This is a genomic window from Kordiimonas lacus (assembly GCF_001550055.1).
GTDB classification, from domain to species: Bacteria; Pseudomonadota; Alphaproteobacteria; order Sphingomonadales; family Kordiimonadaceae; genus Kordiimonas; species Kordiimonas lacus.
Window position 1 is genome coordinate 391270 of record NZ_LRUA01000003.1, and the last position, 18314, is coordinate 409583.

Genomic DNA, 18314 nt, shown 5'->3' on the forward strand with positions numbered 1-18314 from the left:
GGAGTAGCCCAATGACCCATATAGAGCTGAATAAACTCCAATATCCAATTTTTGAGGCTAATCAGGTACTTAGCAGCAATCACCTGAATGAACTCCTGAGCTACCTGGATACCAGCGACCGCGCCACCCGGCGCGAAGCCATCGGCAGTGGCTGGCTCGGCGGCGCTGAGGCAAGCTTCGAGCTGACCGGCACCAAACTGAACCGCATCCGCCTGTCGTGCGGGGCGGGGATCACGTCGCTCGGCTTCCTCGCGGTGCTTGATGACTGCGTGCTCGAATATGCTTTCGATTATGAAGACCCGTTCGAGCAGACGCTGGACGATGACAACGGCACCATCAGGAAGGGGTACGAGCCCTTCTGGACCGGCACTGGGCAGAACCGCAAGCAGATAGAGAATATGTTCGAGCTCAGAACCGACGACGAAGTCTCGACCCTGTCGGACGCTGAGAAACAATCGGCCCGAGCCAAATTCACCGACATCACGGCTAGGGATTATGTCCTTCTTGTTTATGTAGAGGCCGATCAGGAAGACATCAAATCCTGCTTCCAGGAGGACTGCACAGACCGCGGCCAGCGGATGCTGGTGAATGTTCGACGCATCGCCATGCGCAAGGCCGATATCGTGCCGCAGACGTTCGACAATGGCCGCGCACTTGCCACTATTTCGCCGCTCCGCATGAAACGTATCACCAGCTACACTGGCGGCAATCTCGCGGCGCTTTATGCTCCAGTGTTCGATGATATGATTACGGGCCTCGCGAACGCTCTTACCGCTGCCTTCCGCCATTTCCAGCCCTATCTGCAAGAGGGTATGACCTGGCCCACCCGTCAGCAATTTGTCAACCGCCTCACGAGCAAAAGGAATGCAACGCCGCGTGAGCAGGTCCAGGTTTACTATGATTTCCTGCGCGACCTTGTGAGCGCCTATAATGATCTGCTGAATGACGGCCTGCCGCTTGTCTCCAGGCCCTGCGCCGACAAGACGGCCTTTCCGCGCCACCTTCTGGTCTCGGAAATGGTGATGGAGGAGCCGCTGGCCCCCTATAAGGCGGCGCGGCACTATTTCCTTCCCACCGTGGCGGTCTCGGGCGAAGAGGAAGCCATCTGGCGCCTCAGGCGCGGGTTCGAAAAAATCCATACCATGCTGGACCTCTATCAGCCGAACAGGGTGCCCATTGGCGACATTCAAGTGCGGCCCCAGAAACGCATCCCGTCAAGCCACAACCTGATCCCCTATTATTACCACATGGCGGGCCAGGACGGGCGGAAGCTCAAGGACTTGTGGAACCCGGCGCGCGCGCGGCATGTGAATGCAAGCGATGCGGCCAGCCATCATGGCGACCCGGGCCCGAACCCGTTCCTGCAGAATATCGACGACCAGCAGATGATCCGCGTCGAAGGCATTCTGGGGCACACGGCAGATGCGGCGATCACGGCTGTCAAGAACCTGCGCGAACGCTTCGAGCTCGCTTTCGCGGTCGAAGAGGTCTATCTGGATGGTGGATTCCCCGCCGGCAGCCTGTTTGACCTGGCGGACGACCAGAACCAGTATGGTCAGGCGCGCGCGGGCTTTGTCTATCAGCTCAAGAGTGTGCAGCTGTTCCTGACCAAAACCCTGCCCGGCACCGACCCCTGGATTCTCTATCTGTCGAAACAGGTTCCGTCGGCGAAGGCGCTGATCGACAGGATGAACGAGCTCGCGCAGGCGCTGCCCGACCATGTCACCCGCTTCAACCAGCCTCTGTTCCTGCAGCAGTATATGCTGATGCTGGATGAGGCCGCCGCCTACCGTGACGCGCTCATCAACTTCATCCGTTCGGTGCTCGACGCGCCGCTTAGGAGCCGCGGCATCGTGCAGCCGGGCACGCGGCAGGGCTCGCCCTATCATGTGATGGTCACGCTGGCGCTGTGTGAGCTGACCAAATATCTCGAACGCCTGTTCGGCGGGCTCGATCCGAACCCCGTTTTGGCCACCCATGAGATATTCGAGGCCCACCGCAGGCAGCATCAGGTTGATGACCCGCGCGCTTTTGCAAACTTCTACCGCAAGCACCGGGGGCTCGAGCATATCGCCGGGGTCACCTGGGGCGGGACGCTCATCCTGTTGATCGCGGACGGCAAGATTGTCGGAGATTTCTACCTGCCCTATGTTTGTTGCTGTGACTGCCCACCGCGCAGCACTGAGATCCTACAGCCGGAGATTTACCCCTTCTACCACCAGCTTGTGTGGCAGAAAGAGGTTCGCCTTGGTAGCCTCGAGAGCCTGGTGGGCCCCGATGCCGAGATTTACGTAAGCCGCGAGAAGAAGCGCAACCGCGAGGACTTCGCGGACTTCAGGCGCTTCATGGAGACGGCGGAGCGCCTGTCTGACGCCAACCTGCCGGTCCTGGTGGACGACAGCGGCAGCGCGCTTTATATCGCCGAAGCAGATGACGGCCAGTATCTGGCGCTTGCGCCCGCGCCGGAGGCGATCGGCAAGATGGTCGATTTTGTTGTCGGCACCAAGGGGCGCGGCGTTGTGCGCTATCCCTTCTGGGTCAGCGTCACCACACCGCTGATGATCGCCCACGACGATTTCGCGGTCACCAACAAGGAACACCTGGTGATGATCGAGGTGATCCGCAACGACCTGCTGCCGACACCACATTTCAGGGTCAGCATCACCAAGGAGCCCGAGTTCGGACGCGTTGAGTTCCTGGATGAAAAATCAGCCTTCCTCTATAAGCCGTTCGGCAAGGACGGCCAGCGGCTGGACGAGTTCCACTATCAGCTGATTTCCTTCCTGCCCACAGGCGAACGCCTGGTCTCGCACGCGCGGGTGACCGTGCATATTGTCGAATGCTGCGAGCATGAAGACCCCACACCAACGCCTGACCCGATACCGGACCCTGAACCCACCGGCGGCGATGTCACGCTTCCTGAAAGCGTCTTCTGCATCGACGACAAGATCTTCTACGAGTTTAAGTTCACCGGGACAGCGCGCAACCTGCGCGGCAAGGGCATCGGGTATCTGGACCTTGCGTCTGGTCGGCTGAACCGCGAACTGACAGGCCGGAACCTGACGGACGCAGAAGTGCGCGACTTGAAACTGAAGCGGGTCTTTGTGCCGGCATCACCGGACATAAGACCCGGCAAGGTCGAGTTTGCCTACACGATCACAGACGATACCGGCCAGGACAAGACACAGACCTTCAGCGTGACGGTCTTCCGCCTGAGCAACGTGATATCAAGCGTCGTGGATCCGAACGATTTCCGCAAGGTCAAGTTCAGCTATGGCTTCGAGCCGGACGATGGCGACCTGGAATATCGCTGGTATTTCGGCGAAACCGACACAAGACTGGGCGATCTCATCTTCGCCTCGCGGCCTGATAGCACCAGGCCGACCCCGACCCACGCCTACCGGAAAGCCGGAACCTATACGGTTCATCTGTTTGTGCAGCCGAAAGGGTCCAAATCCTGTCAGCATCATATCACCAAACAGATGATCATCATTGATCCGACCGTGATTGTGGATATCGGCGATGTCATTCGCGACCGGCCAACACGGCCGATCGTAGTGCCCGGACCGCGGCCCCCGCGCCCAGGTGTCAATTTTGACCTGCGCGAGCATATCGCGGTTACTGCCCGCGAGCTCGACAGTTTCAATAATTTCTCAGAACTTCTGGGCAACAGCCTCAGCAGCCGGGACGGCCTGCGACGTTTCCGCGAAGGGTCGCTCGACAAGAAAATGGGCGAGGAAGCCACCAAGGTGCTCGACAGCGTCAAGAAAATTGCCGACGCGGATCGGGATGCACCACCTGCAGAACGCTTCGATGGCCTGCCTATTGCCATCGAAAATCCGTCTCTCGCCGTGGCGGGCTTCTTCGGCAGGCGCGAAACCATCACGCCAGAGGCCAAGGAAGCCTTCAGGAAAACGCTTGAGACCATGGAAGCTGGCAAGCGCGCGGGCGTGAAATATAGCGATGATTTCGTCCGCAAGCTGGATGCGATCATCGAACGCAGCCCGAACGATGAAGCGACCCGGCATCTCAAACGTATGCGGGCAATCGCGGTGACCTGATGACAGAATGGCAACATATCATCGAACGTCGGGTGCTGGATTTTACCCTGCCCATGGGTGCAGACGCAGACCATCTGCTGGAACATGACGCCCTTGACTTGGCTGATCGGTTTGATGCGGTCGATGCCCGGCTCTTCGATGATATCTGCCCCCAGGACGAGATCTTGGTGATCGAGCGGCTTGAAGTGGATCTGGGCGCCATCGAGCCCGACATGGTGATCGACGAGGTGCTGGGCCAGTATCAGGAGGCAGTCACCACACGCCTGCAGGCGATCATTGACAACGCCCCATCGGACGCTGCAGCTCTGCCGCGTTCCATGGAGCCCGGCAGTGGCATCACACGGCTGAGCACTTTTGACGCCGCCGCCCTGTTCCTGGAGACCGGCGCCCTGCCCCCATGGTATCAGCCGACAGCGGGCACTGTTGCAGACAGCCTGCAGGCGCTTGCGAAGGCCGTTAGCGATACGGCCAGGCATTCGCCGGGGCTGATCCAGTCCTGGCTTGGCCGCGCGGATGTCGCGCTTCCGGTCATCGGCCGCTGCCTGGCCCAATTGGGCGAGGAAGCCGCAACGAGCCTTGTGGCCGCCTTGCCGCGCACTTTTGCGGCCGAGCTTGACGAAGCAGTGGCGACGATGTCCAGTGCCGAAGCCACGCAGTTGACAGCCCTTCTCAGGCGGAGAGGCGTTCAGCCACGCGCCCAGTCGCAACCGCACGAGACGCATGCCGGTGACGCGACTGGTGCTGTCATTCCGGCGTCATCTGACATGCTGCCGGGCCCCGATGAAGCCGACGCAACAAGATGGCCCCTAGATGAACCCATAACAGCAAAGGCCCCATACACCTCCAGGATTGGGGCGAACGGCCCCACTGATGAAAGGCATGAGGCGCCAGAGACACATCGGCCTCAAGATGAAGCCTCCATCCCGGAAGCCCGGACCATCGATGAGGGCGCCCCCGTATCCCACACCTCAACTGGCAAGCCACCTGAGGGCATGAGCGCGGCAGAGATGGGAGAGAATGGCGTAGCGAAGGACACACACACCGCCACCAAGGCGCCTCAAGTAGGCCCGGCAGATGCCGAGCAGGCACAGCGCGACAATCACGAGCCAGTTGAAACGCCGCCGAGCGATGCACAGGGCCCAGGAGGCTTGTCGGTGCGCGGCGACGAACCTGTGCCACATGAGGCGCGCCCAGATGCCCCCGGCCAGCAGACGGGGGCCCACGGGACAGCACCGCAAGACAGCCACCCGACCACCCCACGGGCACTGCCCCGAGGGCAGGAGCGCACCCCGGACCAGCCCCCTGCCCACCTGCCGCCCGGCGACGATGAAGACCATCTTTCCAGGCAACAGGCCGGCGAGCCACTGGCTTGGAAACGGCCAGATGCAATGGAAGGCGCGGCGCTGCCCGTCAGGAACGCCGGGGCCGTGCTGATGGGGCCTTTCCTGCCCACCTTCTTCGCGCGGCTGGAGATGCTCGGGGACGATGGCTGGCGGTCGCCCGAACTGGCGGCGCGCGCCGTGCACCTTGTGCAGTATCTGGCGAGCGGCGAGTGTGAGACTCCGCAATATGAGCTACCACTCCCGATGGTCATGTGCGGCTTGCCTTTCGGCACTGTGCTGCCGCTCGGCATCAGCCTTAGGGACCATGAAAAAGAACAGGCGGAGGGGCTCCTGCAGGCCATGCTTGGCCACTGGAAGCAAATGTCGGGCACCAGCACGCAAGGCCTCAGGCGCACCTTCCTGATGCGTGATGGACTACTGAGTGAACAGGAGAAAGCCTGGCGCCTAAGGGTAGAGCCTGGGCCGTATGACATCCTGCTCGACGGCCTGCCCTGGCCCTACCGCACGCTGATGCTGTCCTGGATGCCCAAAATGCTGGAGGTGGAATGGTGACGGAAAACACAACACTCAACGCCATTGCGCTCGAAGCCGAGCTCGACTGGCTCCAACGCACCCTGAATGCCCGGCTTGCCAGCATGACCGATGACATGCCTTCAGGCGCCCTGCCGCTTCCGGACCCGCCGGACGTCACGGAAGACCCGTCGCCCTATGGCAGCGTCATTCGCCACTATCAGATGACACCGGTCGAACGCCTGGTGCTGATCACAGCCCTCGTGCCGCATATCAGGCCCAACCTGTTCGACTGTTTCCTGATGAAAAACCAGATGCTCGACCGCGGGTTCACCGAATTTGGTGGCCTGCAGGGGCGCTTCCACAGCGGCTTCCTGCCCACCGGCGAGACGATCCTTTTCCTGATCGCCGGCACGGACCTTGAGGTACGCTTTGCCCTGCAGGCCGTCTTTGACGGCACACACTTCTTTTCCCAGCACAATATTCTTTCTCTTCAGGGTGTTACTGGAAACGAGCCACTGCTCTCTGGCCAGATTACCCTGTCCCGGACCTTCATCGACTATCTGACCACCGGCGTTATTTCCGCGCCGTCCTTCGGGCCTGATTTCCCAGCCCAGAAGATCGACACATCGCAAAGCTGGGACGATCTGGTGCTGGAAGGCCATTCGCTTGAGCAAATCTGGGAAATTCGCAGCTGGCTACAGCACGGTGACACAGTGATGCATGACCTGGGCATGTCGAGGCGCGTCAAGCCCGGTTACCGCAGCCTGTTCTATGGCCCGCCCGGCACCGGCAAAAGCATGACCGCCGCGCTGCTGGGGCGGGAAAGCGGCTATGATGTCTACCGCATCGATCTTTCCATGGTGACCTCCAAATATATCGGCGAGACCGAGAAGAACCTGGCACGCGTGTTCGACTATGCCATGCATCACCGCTGGATCCTGTTTTTCGACGAAGCCGACGCACTCTTTGGCAAGCGCACAGAAACCAAGGACGCGCACGACCGCTACGCCAACCAGGAGACGGCCTATTTGCTACAAAGGGTGGAGGATTACGACGGTGTCGCGATCCTGGCGACCAACCAGAAAAGCAATATCGACAATGCCTTCACCCGGCGCTTCCATACCATCATCCACTTCCCGATGCCCGACGCCTCGAACCGCTACCGTATCTGGATGAATGCCTTCAGCGAACGAGTGAAACTCGAGGACCAGGCCATGCTTGAGAATGTGGCCTTGCTGCATGAAATTTCTGGCGGCGCGATCATGAATGTGGCGCGTTATGCTGCTCTCAAGAGCGCCGAACGCGGTGACCGTATCATCCGCCTCACGGAAATCGAGGCGGGTATCCACCGTGAGCTTGAGAAAGAAGGGAGGCAGTTATAGGCCATCACGCCAAATCGCTGCACCGGATATCAAGACCGTCTCATGTGAGCCGGGCCGCGGCCTTCCGTGCGCCTACGGCCCGGCGTGCGGGGCCCGCGGCCGAACAGGTCTCGAAAGCCAGCATGGCGCTGCAGGCCAAGCTGACAGTTGGCGCCAAGAACGATCCCCTTGAGGCCGAAGCCGACCGCACGGCGGAAAAGGTGGTTTCTGTGCCTGAACGCGGCAAATGGCGCCAGGCCGAATGGGAAGACCAGCCGCGCATGGCGCCCGAAGAGGCCCAAAAGGCGGACGAGGCCCAAAAAGCGCCCGAAGAACCTCAGAAGGCACCCGAAGAAGCCAAATCCGCTCCGGATGAAGCCCAGAAAGCTGCGGAGGAAGCCCAGGGCAAGGCTGATGAGGCCCAGGCCGCCCGTATTGCCCACCGAGCAGCGGAGGAAGCACAGGCAGCCCCCGAAGAGACCAAAGCGGCACCTGAGGAAACCCAGAAAGCACCCGAAGAAGCCCAAACGGCACCTGAGGAAGTCCAGTCTGAGCCTGAGGAAGCCCAGGCCGCGCCTGAGGAAGCTCAATCCGCACCCGAAGAAGCGCAGGCAATGGAAGAACCCAAGGCCAAAGCCGACGAAACGGTCGCGGCCAAAGGCGAAGAAGGCGGAGAAGGAGAGCTCGCCGTCGAGGACTTCGCCGCCGCCGGCCATGTGTTTGACGATGGCAAGAAGGCCAAGAAAAGCCCCGACGAAAACGCTGCCGGTGCCGCTGAGAAAGAAGGCGATGCGGCCGACAATGACGACAAGGCCGTCGCCGCCACACCAGACTTTGAAGCCGCCGTGGAAGCGGCCAAGTCAGGCGGCGTACCCCTGCCGCCCAAGGCCAAAGCCTTCATGGAAGACCGGTTCGGGGCTGATTTCTCGAAAGTCCGCATTCATCTGGGCGCCGACGCCGACCGGTTGTGCAAGCAGATCGGCGCCAAGGCCTTCGCGATCGGCTACCATATCTTCTTCTCAAGCGGCCGCTTCAACCCCGACAGCCGCGAGGGCCGGTTCCTGCTGGCGCACGAGCTGACGCACGTGGTGCAGCAAAAAGGCGGTATCCGCACGCAGGAAGAGCGCGCCGCCGCCGCTGAAGAAGAAGCCAAGAGCAAGTCCGAAGAAACGCAGGCGGCACCAGAGGAGCCCCAGGCTGCGGCTGAGGATGTTCAGGCTGCGCCAGAGAAAACTCAAGCTGCCCCTGAAGAGACACAGGCTGCGGCGGAAGTACAGTCGGCACCACGAGAAGCACAGACTGCACCCGAGGAAGCAAAAACTGCTGGCGATGAAGTTCAGTCGGCACCTGAAGAAGCGCAGGCAACCACGGATGAGGTGCAGTCAGCGCCACAAGAAGCACAGGCAGCCCCCGCTGAGGCGCAGGCCGCGCCAGCGGAGATTCAAGGCGCATCCGAAGAGGCACAGGCAGCCCCTGAGGAAGCCCAAGCGGCTCCTGAGGAAGCTCAGGCTGCACCCAACGAAGCCCAGGCCCTGCCCGCCGTGCAGACCGCACCAGTGGCCGCAGGTGTCAGCCGGGCGAACCGGCAGGTCCAGGGCGGATGGCTCGCGGACAAGATCAACAAATATGCCCGTCAGGTGCCTGGCTACACCCTGATCACGGTGCTTGTGGGCTACAACCCGATCCTGGGCGAAAGCGTTGAACGCACGCCGATGAACCTGGTGGGCGGCATCCTTGGCATGGTGCCGGGCGGCACCGTGCTATTTGACAAACTCAAGGAATCCGGCGCGCTGCAGGAGGCCTTTGACTGGCTCGCAGCCGAGGTCAAGACGCTGAACCTCAGTTGGCAGGGCATCAAGAATTTGCTCAGCGAAGCCTGGGACAAGATGAGCCTTGTGCGCGGCTTCAGCTATAACCTCAATATCATCAAACAGGTCTTCGGCCCGACCGTCAGGCGCATCATCAATTTCGGTAAGGCCATCGGCACAAAGATCGCGGAGCTGATTTTCAAGGGCGCGCTCAAGCTTGTCGGGGCGCCGGTTGAGAAATTCATGGCGCTTTTCAACAAGGGCAAGGCCGTACTGGGCAAGATATTCTCCGACCCAATCCAGTTCGTGAAAAACCTGGCGGGCGCGGTCAAACAGGGTCTGCAGCTGTTCCTGAAGAATATCAGGAAGCACTTGATGGGCGGGCTTATCGGCTGGCTCACCGGCGCACTGGGGGGCGCCGGGATCACGCTTCCGGCCAAATGGGACATCAAGGGCATCTTCAGCCTCGTGATGCAGATCCTAGGCCTGACATACGACCGTATCAGGGAAAAGCTCGTAAAACGCCTGGGCGAGAAGACGGTCGGCCGGATCGAAAAGGCGATCGAGTTCATCAAGCTCCTGGTCACAAAGGGCCCTGTGGCGCTCTGGGAGAAGCTCAAGGACAAGCTCGCGAGCCTCAAGGACGCGGTGATCAGCGGCATCAAGGAATGGGTGATCTCGAAGGTGATCATGGAAGGCGTTACATGGGTGCTGGGGCTTCTCAACCCCGCCGGTGCGCTCATCAAGGTCATCAAGGTGCTCTATAGCGTCGTGATGTTCTTCATCGAACGCTGGAGCCAGATTGTCGCGTTTGCCACGAGCGTGTTCAACTCGATCGGCGAGATCGCCAATGGCCAGCTCGCCAAGGCCGCCAAATATGTCGAAGCCACGATCGGCAAGGCGGTGCCCGTGATGATCAGCTTCCTCGCGAGCCTATTGGGCCTCGGCGGCATATCCGATAAGATCAGGAAGATCATCGAGAAGATCAGGAAGCCGATCGACAAAGGCGTCGACAAGATCCTCGACTGGATCGTCAAGAAGGCCAAAGACCTGATCGCCAAGGTCAAAGGCAAGGGCAAAGGCAAGGAAGACAATAAAACACCCAAGTCTATTGGCGGCAAAGGCATAGAGGCCGTGCTCGCGCAGCCGCCAACCAAGGAACCGCGCTCGCCTGCGATGAAGAAAACGGAATTGGACCAAGCGACCCAGATCACCAAGAAGATTGAAGCGCAGACCAACTCAACAAGCGAGGTGGCTGAATATTTCCCTAAACTGAAGAAGCGTTTTGGACTGAAACAAATCGGCTATGAAAAATTGGGACAGAAAGGCGCAGGTATCAAGATCGCCATCAATCCGGAAGCCGTGATCAGGGATGACGACGGCAAGCTTCAAGGCAATGTGGCGGACCTGGGCAATGGCGCAAGCAAGCTTGGTGGCGGAACGACCGTTAAGTTCACGCCTCAAACCAAATTCGGCATGTCCATTGGCCACAAAATGGAAGCCGACATTCTGGGGCCTGACCATCCGAAGGGATCTCGCACGGGCGCAGGAGACATCGATCCGGTCATGCGAAAACTCAACCCTCCCTCTGCTTCAGACGACAAAAACATCTTCGTAAAAGGGCATTTGCTGCATAGCGGCCTTGGAGGACCAGGCAAAGACGGCAGGAACCTGTTTCCGCTGACCTATAGCGTCAATTCGCTGCACGAAAGCAACATAGAAAGCGAACTCACCGAACGGATCAACAAGCATCGCTATTGGATGAGCTATAAGGTGACAACCGACGTCCTGTCAGGTAGCAGTGAAAAACCGCCGTATGAGCTGAAAGGCAAAATTACAGCCGAAGCACAGCATCTGTCCCCTGAACTCGCCCCCGTAGGCCCTGTTCTCAAATTCACCAGCGAATTTGGCCCTGGTGGCGGCAAGGCATCGCCAAGCAAAGTGCCACAGCCTGGCGAAACCGGGATCAAGAATGTGCCTGAAGGCGCCGAACGCGACAAGACTGGCAAGAGCAAGATTGAAAAACCCGACCCTGTCACGCGAACTGGCCGAACCGGCGAGTATCTTGACCGTGTTGGCATTCCAGGTAGCGTTATCACCCAGATACGGAACGCAGCTGGCATGAGCCAAGGCGCCTTTGGCGCGGCTATTGGTGTGCGCCAGGCCGCCGTGTCGAAATGGGAACTGGGAAAGCGCGGACCAACCACAACCAACGAGCTGCGGATAGTCGCCAATATCATCATCAAGAAAGATGGCGACCGCTATATCATCGACCCACGCTTCAGCTCCATACTTGCCGGACAGTCCAACCTTCTCGCGCTGGCGAACAGCCACCTTGGCAGCCTCAATAGTTCTCTCGCTACCCCGTGAAGCGAAATCTCAGCCCCCGCTAGCTTTCTCATAACGCGGTGACGGGGCCTGTCACGTTTGGTTACACTGGCCGGATTTACCGTCGCCGCAACGCTTGCTCCGTTGTCTCCAACATGTTGTTTCACAACATGTTTCCTCCCGAACGAGCAGCTTAAAATCAGCGCCATACGTCCAAATAAAAACGCCAGGGGTCCGATGGACCGAGGTTTGTTGTTGGTTGCGGGAGTGCGATTTGTTCTTCACTTAGCATAAGATCAAACCCACGTCCTCTCGCCATTCATAACGGAAATTCAGGAGGTCGCCTTTACCCACTAAAGCGGACAAAACACCATGGACTTGTCTTACAATCGACGCCTCTAGGCTAGATAACCTCCCAATCTGGCATCCTGCTGAAAATGGAGATTTATGATGCAGGCGAGAATCGTCCTGGTAAACAGGCAGCGCGGTATGTATGCAGCAGAAATGACCGGCACTGAATACGTCATCTTTGAACTGATAGACAGTGAAACACCGGAACTTGGCGACATAGTATCTCACCCTGATTTCTACTCCATGGGGAGTGAGACCTTTCACAACATCAGCCAAGGCTATCGCTTTGATGTGTATGTGCAAAATGTTTGCGGGGCGTCCCAAGTGAAACAGCAGTGCTTTTTATAGCTTGTCGGAATGTCCGCTTTGGTTCGGAAACGGCGACTTCAGTTCAAAAACATTACAAAGATTGTCGGCCTTAGCTGGCCTCGTAGCAGAAGGCCGCTGCTCGCAATGCTCACAAGCTTGGATTGCCTAGTTTTCGTAGCAACGTCGTAGCAAACGTCGTAGCAAACCTAAACTCAAATCTATATTTGGTAAAATTTCTCTAAGAGAAAGCTATATCTAGTATATCAGCACCCCAAAAAGGGTAGATATGGCGGAGAGTGAGGGATTCGAACCCTCGGTACGCTTGCACGCACAACGGTTTTCGAGACCGCCCCATTCGACCGCTCTGGCAACTCTCCGCATCGGGGCATGGCCGCTCCGTAAGGGGCGACAGCGGCGCGCACCCTACTCCAACGCCCTCCCCCGATCAAGGGGAAAACAGGGCGATTTTCTGCACGAGGAAACCGCAGGCAATTCAGCCCCGACTTTCACCATAAAGTTCGCATGCGAATTATTTACTGGACTAATTGGTCCAGTATCCTATTTTCTGGCGTATGGAATTTGACGGGCGGGCTGATGGGCCTACCCTCACGTAAAATCTTCAGTTCAATCGGCAAGCAGGACGACAATTCATGGCGCTACCGACACAGTTATCAAAACTCCGTATCCCGGTGATCGGGTCTCCGCTCTTTATCATTTCGAATCCCGACCTGGTGATTGCCCAGTGCAAGGCCGGCATCGTGGGCTCCTTCCCCGCACTGAATGCCCGGCCGGCTCACGTGCTCGAGGAATGGCTGCAGCGCATCACCAGCGAGCTGGACGCCTATAATAAAGCCAACCCGGACAAGCCGGCGGCGCCGTTTGCCGTGAACCAGATTGTGCACAAGTCAAACGACCGGCTGATGCATGACGTGGAAATGTGCGTGAAATACAAGGTGCCGATCGTGATCACGTCCCTGGGTGCGCGCACCGAAGTGAATGACGCCATCCACAGCTATGGCGGCATTGTACTGCATGACATCATCAACAACCGCTTCGCCAAGAAGGCGATTGAAAAAGGCGCTGACGGCCTGATCGCCGTGGCGGCAGGTGCGGGCGGCCACGCGGGCACGCTGTCGCCTTTCGCGCTCATTCAGGAAATCCGCGAATGGTTCGATGGCCCACTGGCGCTTTCGGGCTCCATCGCCACGGGCGGTGCCGTGCTGGCGTCCGAAGCAATGGGCGCGGACCTCGGCTATATCGGCTCGGCTTTCATCGCGACCGAAGAAGCCAACGCCGACCAGCGCTACAAGCAGGCGATTGTCGACTATAATGCCGACGATATCGTTTATTCGAACCTGTTCACCGGCGTGCACGGCAACTATCTGGCACCGTCGATTGAAGCTGCGGGGCTGGACCCCAAGAACCTGCCGGAAAGCGACCCATCGAAGATGAGCTTCGGGTCGGGCGGTAACCAGGACAAGAAAGCCTGGAAAGACATCTGGGGCTGCGGCCAGGGCATTGGCGCGGTCAAGGAGATTGTCCCGGCCGCCAAGATGGTTGACCGGCTGGCGGATGAGTATTTCGCAGCCAAGGCCCGCCTGGGCGGTTTGGCACAAGCGGCCGAGTAGCAAACCTGCAAACAGAGCCAGGGCGGCCCTGTGCCGCCCCGGTACTGCTCCCCCGTGCGGCCCTGTGCCGCCCGGCACCATCCATACCCCGTGGCACCCTGCCCCATAGCCACTAAAATATTGACTCTGGGGCCCACATCCGTATATTGCGCGCGAGTTGGCGGCAGGAGCCTGATTCCTTCCGCCGCTTTTGCTTTTGAAAAAAGCCAGCGGAAACCGCCCAAAGTATGAGGCGCTTCAAAGGGTTAGGCCCATCCGGTTTGCTGCGGCGCGAAGATAGAGAAGGAACATACATGTTCGCAGTCGTAAAGACCGGCGGTAAACAGTACCGCGTAGCCGAAGGCGACGTTATCAAAGTTGAGAAACTTGATGGCGAAGCAGGCAAATCAATCACCCTCGACGAAGTTCTGATGGTTGGCGATGCCAAGGGCATCAAAGTTGGCGAGCCACTCGTTAAAGGCGCCAAAGTAACCGCCGAGGTACTTGAGCAAAAGAAAGACAAGAAAATCACGGTCTTCAAAAAGAAGCGCCGTCACAACTACCGCCGTAAGGTTGGTCACCGTCAGGAGATCACTGTACTGCGCGTGACGAAGATCGCAGGCGCCGCTGCAAAGAAAGCAGCAGCGAAGAAGACTGAAGAAGCAGCGGCTGAGTAAGCGGCCTCGTTAAAGATAAAGGAGTACTCTAATGGCTCATAAAAAAGCTGGTGGTAGTTCCCGTAACGGTCGTGACTCTGAAGGTCGCCGTTTGGGCGTAAAAAAATTCGGTGGTGAAAACGTGATCCCCGGTAACATCCTCGTTCGTCAGCGCGGCACCAAATGGTACCCGGGCGAGAACGTAGGCATGGGTAAAGATCACACCCTGTTCGCACTGACCGAAGGCCAAGTTAAATTCTCCAAAGGCAAAGGCGGTCGCGCGTTTGTTTCTGTAGAAGGCTAAGGCCCAGCATCATTGCTGAAAAGTTTGGGAGAGGCGGGCCAGATCGGTCCGCCTTTTCTCGTGTCAGGCTATGCCGGCACAATCGTTGATAATCCGGCAATAAATTATTGCCTTAACCCAGGGCCCTGCGACTTCCGCGACGCCCGCCAATCTGATACAAGCAGCGCATGAAATTCGTAGACCAGACCAGAGTATTTGTTCAAAGCGGCAAGGGTGGAAACGGCTGTGTTTCCTTCCGGCGTGAGAAATATATCGAATTCGGCGGCCCCAACGGGGGTGACGGCGGCAAAGGCGGCGACGTGATTGTTGAAGCGGTAGCCGGGCTGAACACGCTCGTCGATTACCGCTACAAGCGTCACTATAAGGCGCAAAAGGGCCAGCACGGCATGGGTAAGAACATGACCGGCGCGTCTGGCGACGACCTGATCATGCAGGTGCCTGTTGGTACCCAGGTTTACGACGAAGACATGGAATTCCAGATCGCTGACCTCTCGAAGGTGGGCGACCGCGTCGTGCTTGCGAAGGGCGGCGAAGGCGGCTTGGGGAACACCCACTTCAAATCCTCCACCAACCGCGCGCCACGGCGCACGACGCCGGGCGGCGAGAGCGAGGAAATGTATGTGGTGCTGCGCCTGAAGCTTATCGCGGACGCCGGCCTTGTGGGCCTGCCGAACGCCGGCAAATCCACCTTCCTTTCCGCCGTATCGCGCGCCAAGCCGAAGATCGCGGATTATCCCTTCACCACCATCAGCCCGCAGCTGGGCGTTGTGGGCGTGGGCGAAAACGAATTTGTCCTGGCGGACATCCCGGGCCTGATTGAAGGCGCGCACGAAGGCCACGGGCTGGGCACACGCTTCCTTGGCCATGTGGAACGCTGCGGTGTGCTGTTGCACCTGGTGGACGGCACGCAGGAAGATGTGGTCGCGGCCTATGAGACCATCATGGAAGAGCTGACCGAATATGGCGGCGGCCTTCGGGACAAACCGATGATTGTCGGCCTCAATAAATGCGACGCCATCCCAGAAGACGAGCTTGAAGAAAAGCGCGTTGCCCTGCAGGACGCAGCGGCGCGCCCCGTCATGGTGCTGTCGGGCGCCACGCAGGAAGGCGTGCGCGATGTGCTGTCCGCCCTGTGGGACGTGGTCAAGGAAGATATCGCCCAGCGCCATATCGAAGAAGATGGGTCTGAAGAAGACGACAGCACGTCAACCGGCGGCAGCTGGTCTCCCATCTAAGCAAATGGAATGCGCCCCATGGAAAGTGCCTTATCAGCGGTAAAGACTGCCCGCCGTCTTGTTATCAAGATCGGCTCCGCACTGCTTGTTGATAAGGACACCCGGGGGCTCAGGCGTGACTGGCTGGCGGCCCTTGCCAATGATGTGGCGGCACTGAGGGCCAGTGGCACACAGGTTATCCTGGTCTCATCGGGCGCAATTGCCATGGGCATGGCGCCCCTTGGTTTCACCAGCCGCCCCGAAAAGCTTGAAGAAGCACAGGCGGCGGCAAGCGTGGGGCAGATCCGGCTCGCGCAGGCATACCAGTCCCTGTTCGAGCATCATGACATTGTGATCGGTCAGATTCTGCTGACCATCCATGAGCTGGAACAGCGCCCGGCGTACCTGAATGCCCGTAACACGGTTGAGGCACTTCTGGAGCGCGGCGTGATCCCGGTGATCAACGAGAATGACACGGTGGCCACGTCTGAGATTCGCTTCGGCGACAACGACCGGCTGGCGGCCCGCGTGGCCCAGATGGTGGGCGCTGATACGCTGGTGCTGCTCTCGGACATCGATGGCCTGTATGACAGTGACCCGACCACGAACCCGAACGCCAAATTCTTTGACCGGGTCGAGGCAATCACGCCGGAGGTGGAAGCCATGGCTGGCCCACCATCCAGGACCACGCCCGGCACCGGCGGCATGATCACCAAGCTGATGGCCGCCAAGATCGCGCTGGCCGGCGGCTGTTCGATGATCATCATGAACGGCAAGGAAGCGCACCCGATTGGGCGGCTTGAGGCAGGCGAACGCGCCACCCTGTTCCCGGCCACGACCGATGCGCTGACGGTCCGCAAACAGTGGATCAGAAGCCTGATGGCGCCCAGGGGCTATCTGCATATTGATGCAGGTGCCGTGGCGGCGCTCAAGAAGGGCGCGAGCCTCCTGGCGGCTGGTGTGACGGAAGTGGACGGCGGCTTTGACCGCGGCGACCTGGTGGCTTTCATGGGCCCGGACGGCCATCTGGTAGGGCAAGGCCTTGTGTCCTACGACCATATCGACGCATTAAAAATCCAGGGCCGGAAGATGCAGGATGTCTATGATATCCTCGGTTATGTTGGACGGTCGGCGCTGGTACACCGCGACGACCTGGTTTTACTTTAGAAGGAGGAAGACGATGGACGATATTCAGAATATTTCCACGATGATGCGGACAATGGGCGAGCAGGCGAAAGCCGCCGCGGCTGCGCTCGCGCTTGCCTCCACCGACACCAAGAACAAAGCCCTGTTGAAGGCCGCAGACGCGCTGAAGAAGAACGTGCCCGCCATTCTGGAAGCCAATGAAAAAGACCTGGAGTACGGCCGCGAAAAGGGCCTCTCGGACGCCATGATGGACCGGCTGGCGCTGGACCGCAGCCGCATCATCGCCATCGCCAAGAGCCTTGAGGACATCGCCAAACTGCCGGACCCGGTGGGCGACACCATGGCCGAATGGGACCGCCCGAACGGGCTGAAGATCGCGCGCGTGCGGGTGCCGCTTGGCGTGATTGGTGTGATCTATGAAAGCCGCCCGAACGTGACGGCAGACGCTGGCGCCCTGTGCCTGAAGGCCGGCAACGCGGTGATCCTGCGGGGTGGCAGCGACAGCCTGAACAGTTCCGGTGCGATCCATGCGTGCCTCAAGGAAGGGCTTGAAGCCGCTGGCCTGCCCGCAGACGCCATCCAGCTGGTGACCACCCGCGACCGTGCGGCCGTGGGCGAGATGCTGACCATGACAGGCCTGATTGATATCATCGTGCCGCGGGGTGGCCGGTCGTTGGTGGAGCGCGTGCAGAATGAGAGCCGCGTGCCCGTGTTCGCGCACCTCGAGGGTATCTGCCATGTCTATATAGACAAGGCGGCTGACCCCCAGAAAGCACTTGATGTTGCCGTGAACGCCAAGATGCGCCGCACCGGCATTTGCGGGGCCGCCGAAACCCTGCTGGTGGACAAGGACGCCGAAGCCACCGCGATTTTCACAGTTGGCGCCCTGCTTGATGCCGGCTGTGAAGTGCGCGGCGATGAAGGCATGCAGGCGCTGGATGACCGGGTGAAGCCCGCCACGGATGCCGACTGGAAAACCGAATATCTGGACAAGATCATCTCCGCCAAATTCGTGGACGGGGTTGAGGGCGCCATCGCCCACATCGCGGAAAATTCATCCGGCCACACGGAAAGCATCGTCACCGAAGATGTTGATGCGGCCGAAAAGTTCCTGCGTGAAGTCGACAGCGCCATCGTGATGCATAATGCCTCCACCCAGTTCGCCGACGGCGGCGAGTTCGGCATGGGCGCCGAAATCGGCATCGCCACAGGCCGCATTCACGCCCGGGGCCCGGTGGGGCTGGAGCAGCTCACCAGCTTCAAATATCAGGTTCGCGGCAGCGGCCAAACAAGGCCATAACTGGATTGTTACG

11 protein-coding genes and 1 tRNA gene are annotated in these 18314 nt (G+C 59.4%); 11 read left to right on the plus strand and 1 reads right to left on the minus strand.

Annotated elements, in window-relative coordinates; genetic code table 11:
- Nucleotides 1-11 precede the first annotated feature (11 nt).
- The 5 genes from KORLAC_RS05175 to KORLAC_RS05195 all read left to right on the plus strand — a co-directional run bounded on the left by KORLAC_RS05175 (nucleotide 12) and on the right by KORLAC_RS05195 (nucleotide 12113).
- The gene (locus tag KORLAC_RS05175) at nucleotides 12-4061 is read left to right on the plus strand and encodes a PKD domain-containing protein (RefSeq protein ID WP_068304020.1); all 4050 of its coding nucleotides are present in this window, start codon (nucleotides 12-14) and stop codon (nucleotides 4059-4061) included.
- Nucleotides 4061-5956, plus strand: a complete 1896-nt coding sequence (locus KORLAC_RS05180; RefSeq protein WP_068304023.1) for a contractile injection system tape measure protein — start codon at nucleotides 4061-4063, stop codon at nucleotides 5954-5956. The genes KORLAC_RS05175 and KORLAC_RS05180 overlap by 1 nt, the downstream gene beginning before the upstream one ends.
- On the plus strand, nucleotides 5950-7299 hold the full coding sequence (locus KORLAC_RS05185; protein ID WP_068304025.1) for an ATP-binding protein: 1350 nt from the start codon (nucleotides 5950-5952) through the stop codon (nucleotides 7297-7299). The genes KORLAC_RS05180 and KORLAC_RS05185 overlap by 7 nt, the downstream gene beginning before the upstream one ends.
- A gap of 44 nt (nucleotides 7300-7343) precedes the next feature.
- Nucleotides 7344-11456, plus strand: a complete 4113-nt coding sequence (locus KORLAC_RS05190; RefSeq protein ID WP_068304027.1) for an eCIS core domain-containing protein — start codon at nucleotides 7344-7346, stop codon at nucleotides 11454-11456.
- A gap of 408 nt (nucleotides 11457-11864) precedes the next feature.
- Nucleotides 11865-12113 carry a hypothetical protein gene (locus KORLAC_RS05195; protein ID WP_068304028.1) on the plus strand — a complete coding sequence of 83 codons (249 nt, stop codon included), beginning with the start codon at nucleotides 11865-11867 and terminating at the stop codon, nucleotides 12111-12113.
- A 248-nt stretch (nucleotides 12114-12361) separates the two neighbouring features.
- On the opposite strand, the gene KORLAC_RS05200 is transcribed toward KORLAC_RS05195, so the two are convergent.
- Nucleotides 12362-12451 (minus strand) — tRNA-Ser (locus KORLAC_RS05200).
- Between the two features lie 273 nt (nucleotides 12452-12724).
- On the opposite strand from KORLAC_RS05200, the gene KORLAC_RS05205 reads away from it, so the two are divergent.
- From KORLAC_RS05205 to KORLAC_RS05230, 6 genes are all read left to right on the plus strand, one after another.
- A complete protein-coding gene (locus KORLAC_RS05205) occupies nucleotides 12725-13702 on the plus strand; it encodes an NAD(P)H-dependent flavin oxidoreductase (protein ID WP_068304031.1) in 978 nt (325 codons plus the stop codon).
- Nucleotides 13703-13995: 293 nt separating this feature from the next.
- Complete coding sequence (rplU, locus tag KORLAC_RS05210; RefSeq protein ID WP_068146946.1) at nucleotides 13996-14358, plus strand: 50S ribosomal protein L21; 363 nt, start codon at nucleotides 13996-13998, stop codon at nucleotides 14356-14358.
- A 31-nt stretch (nucleotides 14359-14389) separates the two neighbouring features.
- The gene (rpmA, locus tag KORLAC_RS05215) at nucleotides 14390-14641 is read left to right on the plus strand and encodes a 50S ribosomal protein L27 (protein WP_068146943.1); all 252 of its coding nucleotides are present in this window, start codon (nucleotides 14390-14392) and stop codon (nucleotides 14639-14641) included.
- Between the two features lie 167 nt (nucleotides 14642-14808).
- Nucleotides 14809-15876, plus strand: a complete 1068-nt coding sequence (gene obgE, locus KORLAC_RS05220; RefSeq protein ID WP_068304032.1) for a GTPase ObgE — start codon at nucleotides 14809-14811, stop codon at nucleotides 15874-15876.
- 18 nt (nucleotides 15877-15894) lie between these two features.
- Nucleotides 15895-17022: a glutamate 5-kinase gene (gene proB / locus KORLAC_RS05225; RefSeq protein WP_068304033.1), complete on the plus strand. Its 1128-nt coding sequence runs from the start codon at nucleotides 15895-15897 to the stop codon at nucleotides 17020-17022.
- A 13-nt stretch (nucleotides 17023-17035) separates the two neighbouring features.
- Complete coding sequence (locus KORLAC_RS05230) at nucleotides 17036-18301, plus strand: glutamate-5-semialdehyde dehydrogenase (protein ID WP_068304038.1); 1266 nt, start codon at nucleotides 17036-17038, stop codon at nucleotides 18299-18301.
- Nucleotides 18302-18314 lie beyond the last annotated feature (13 nt).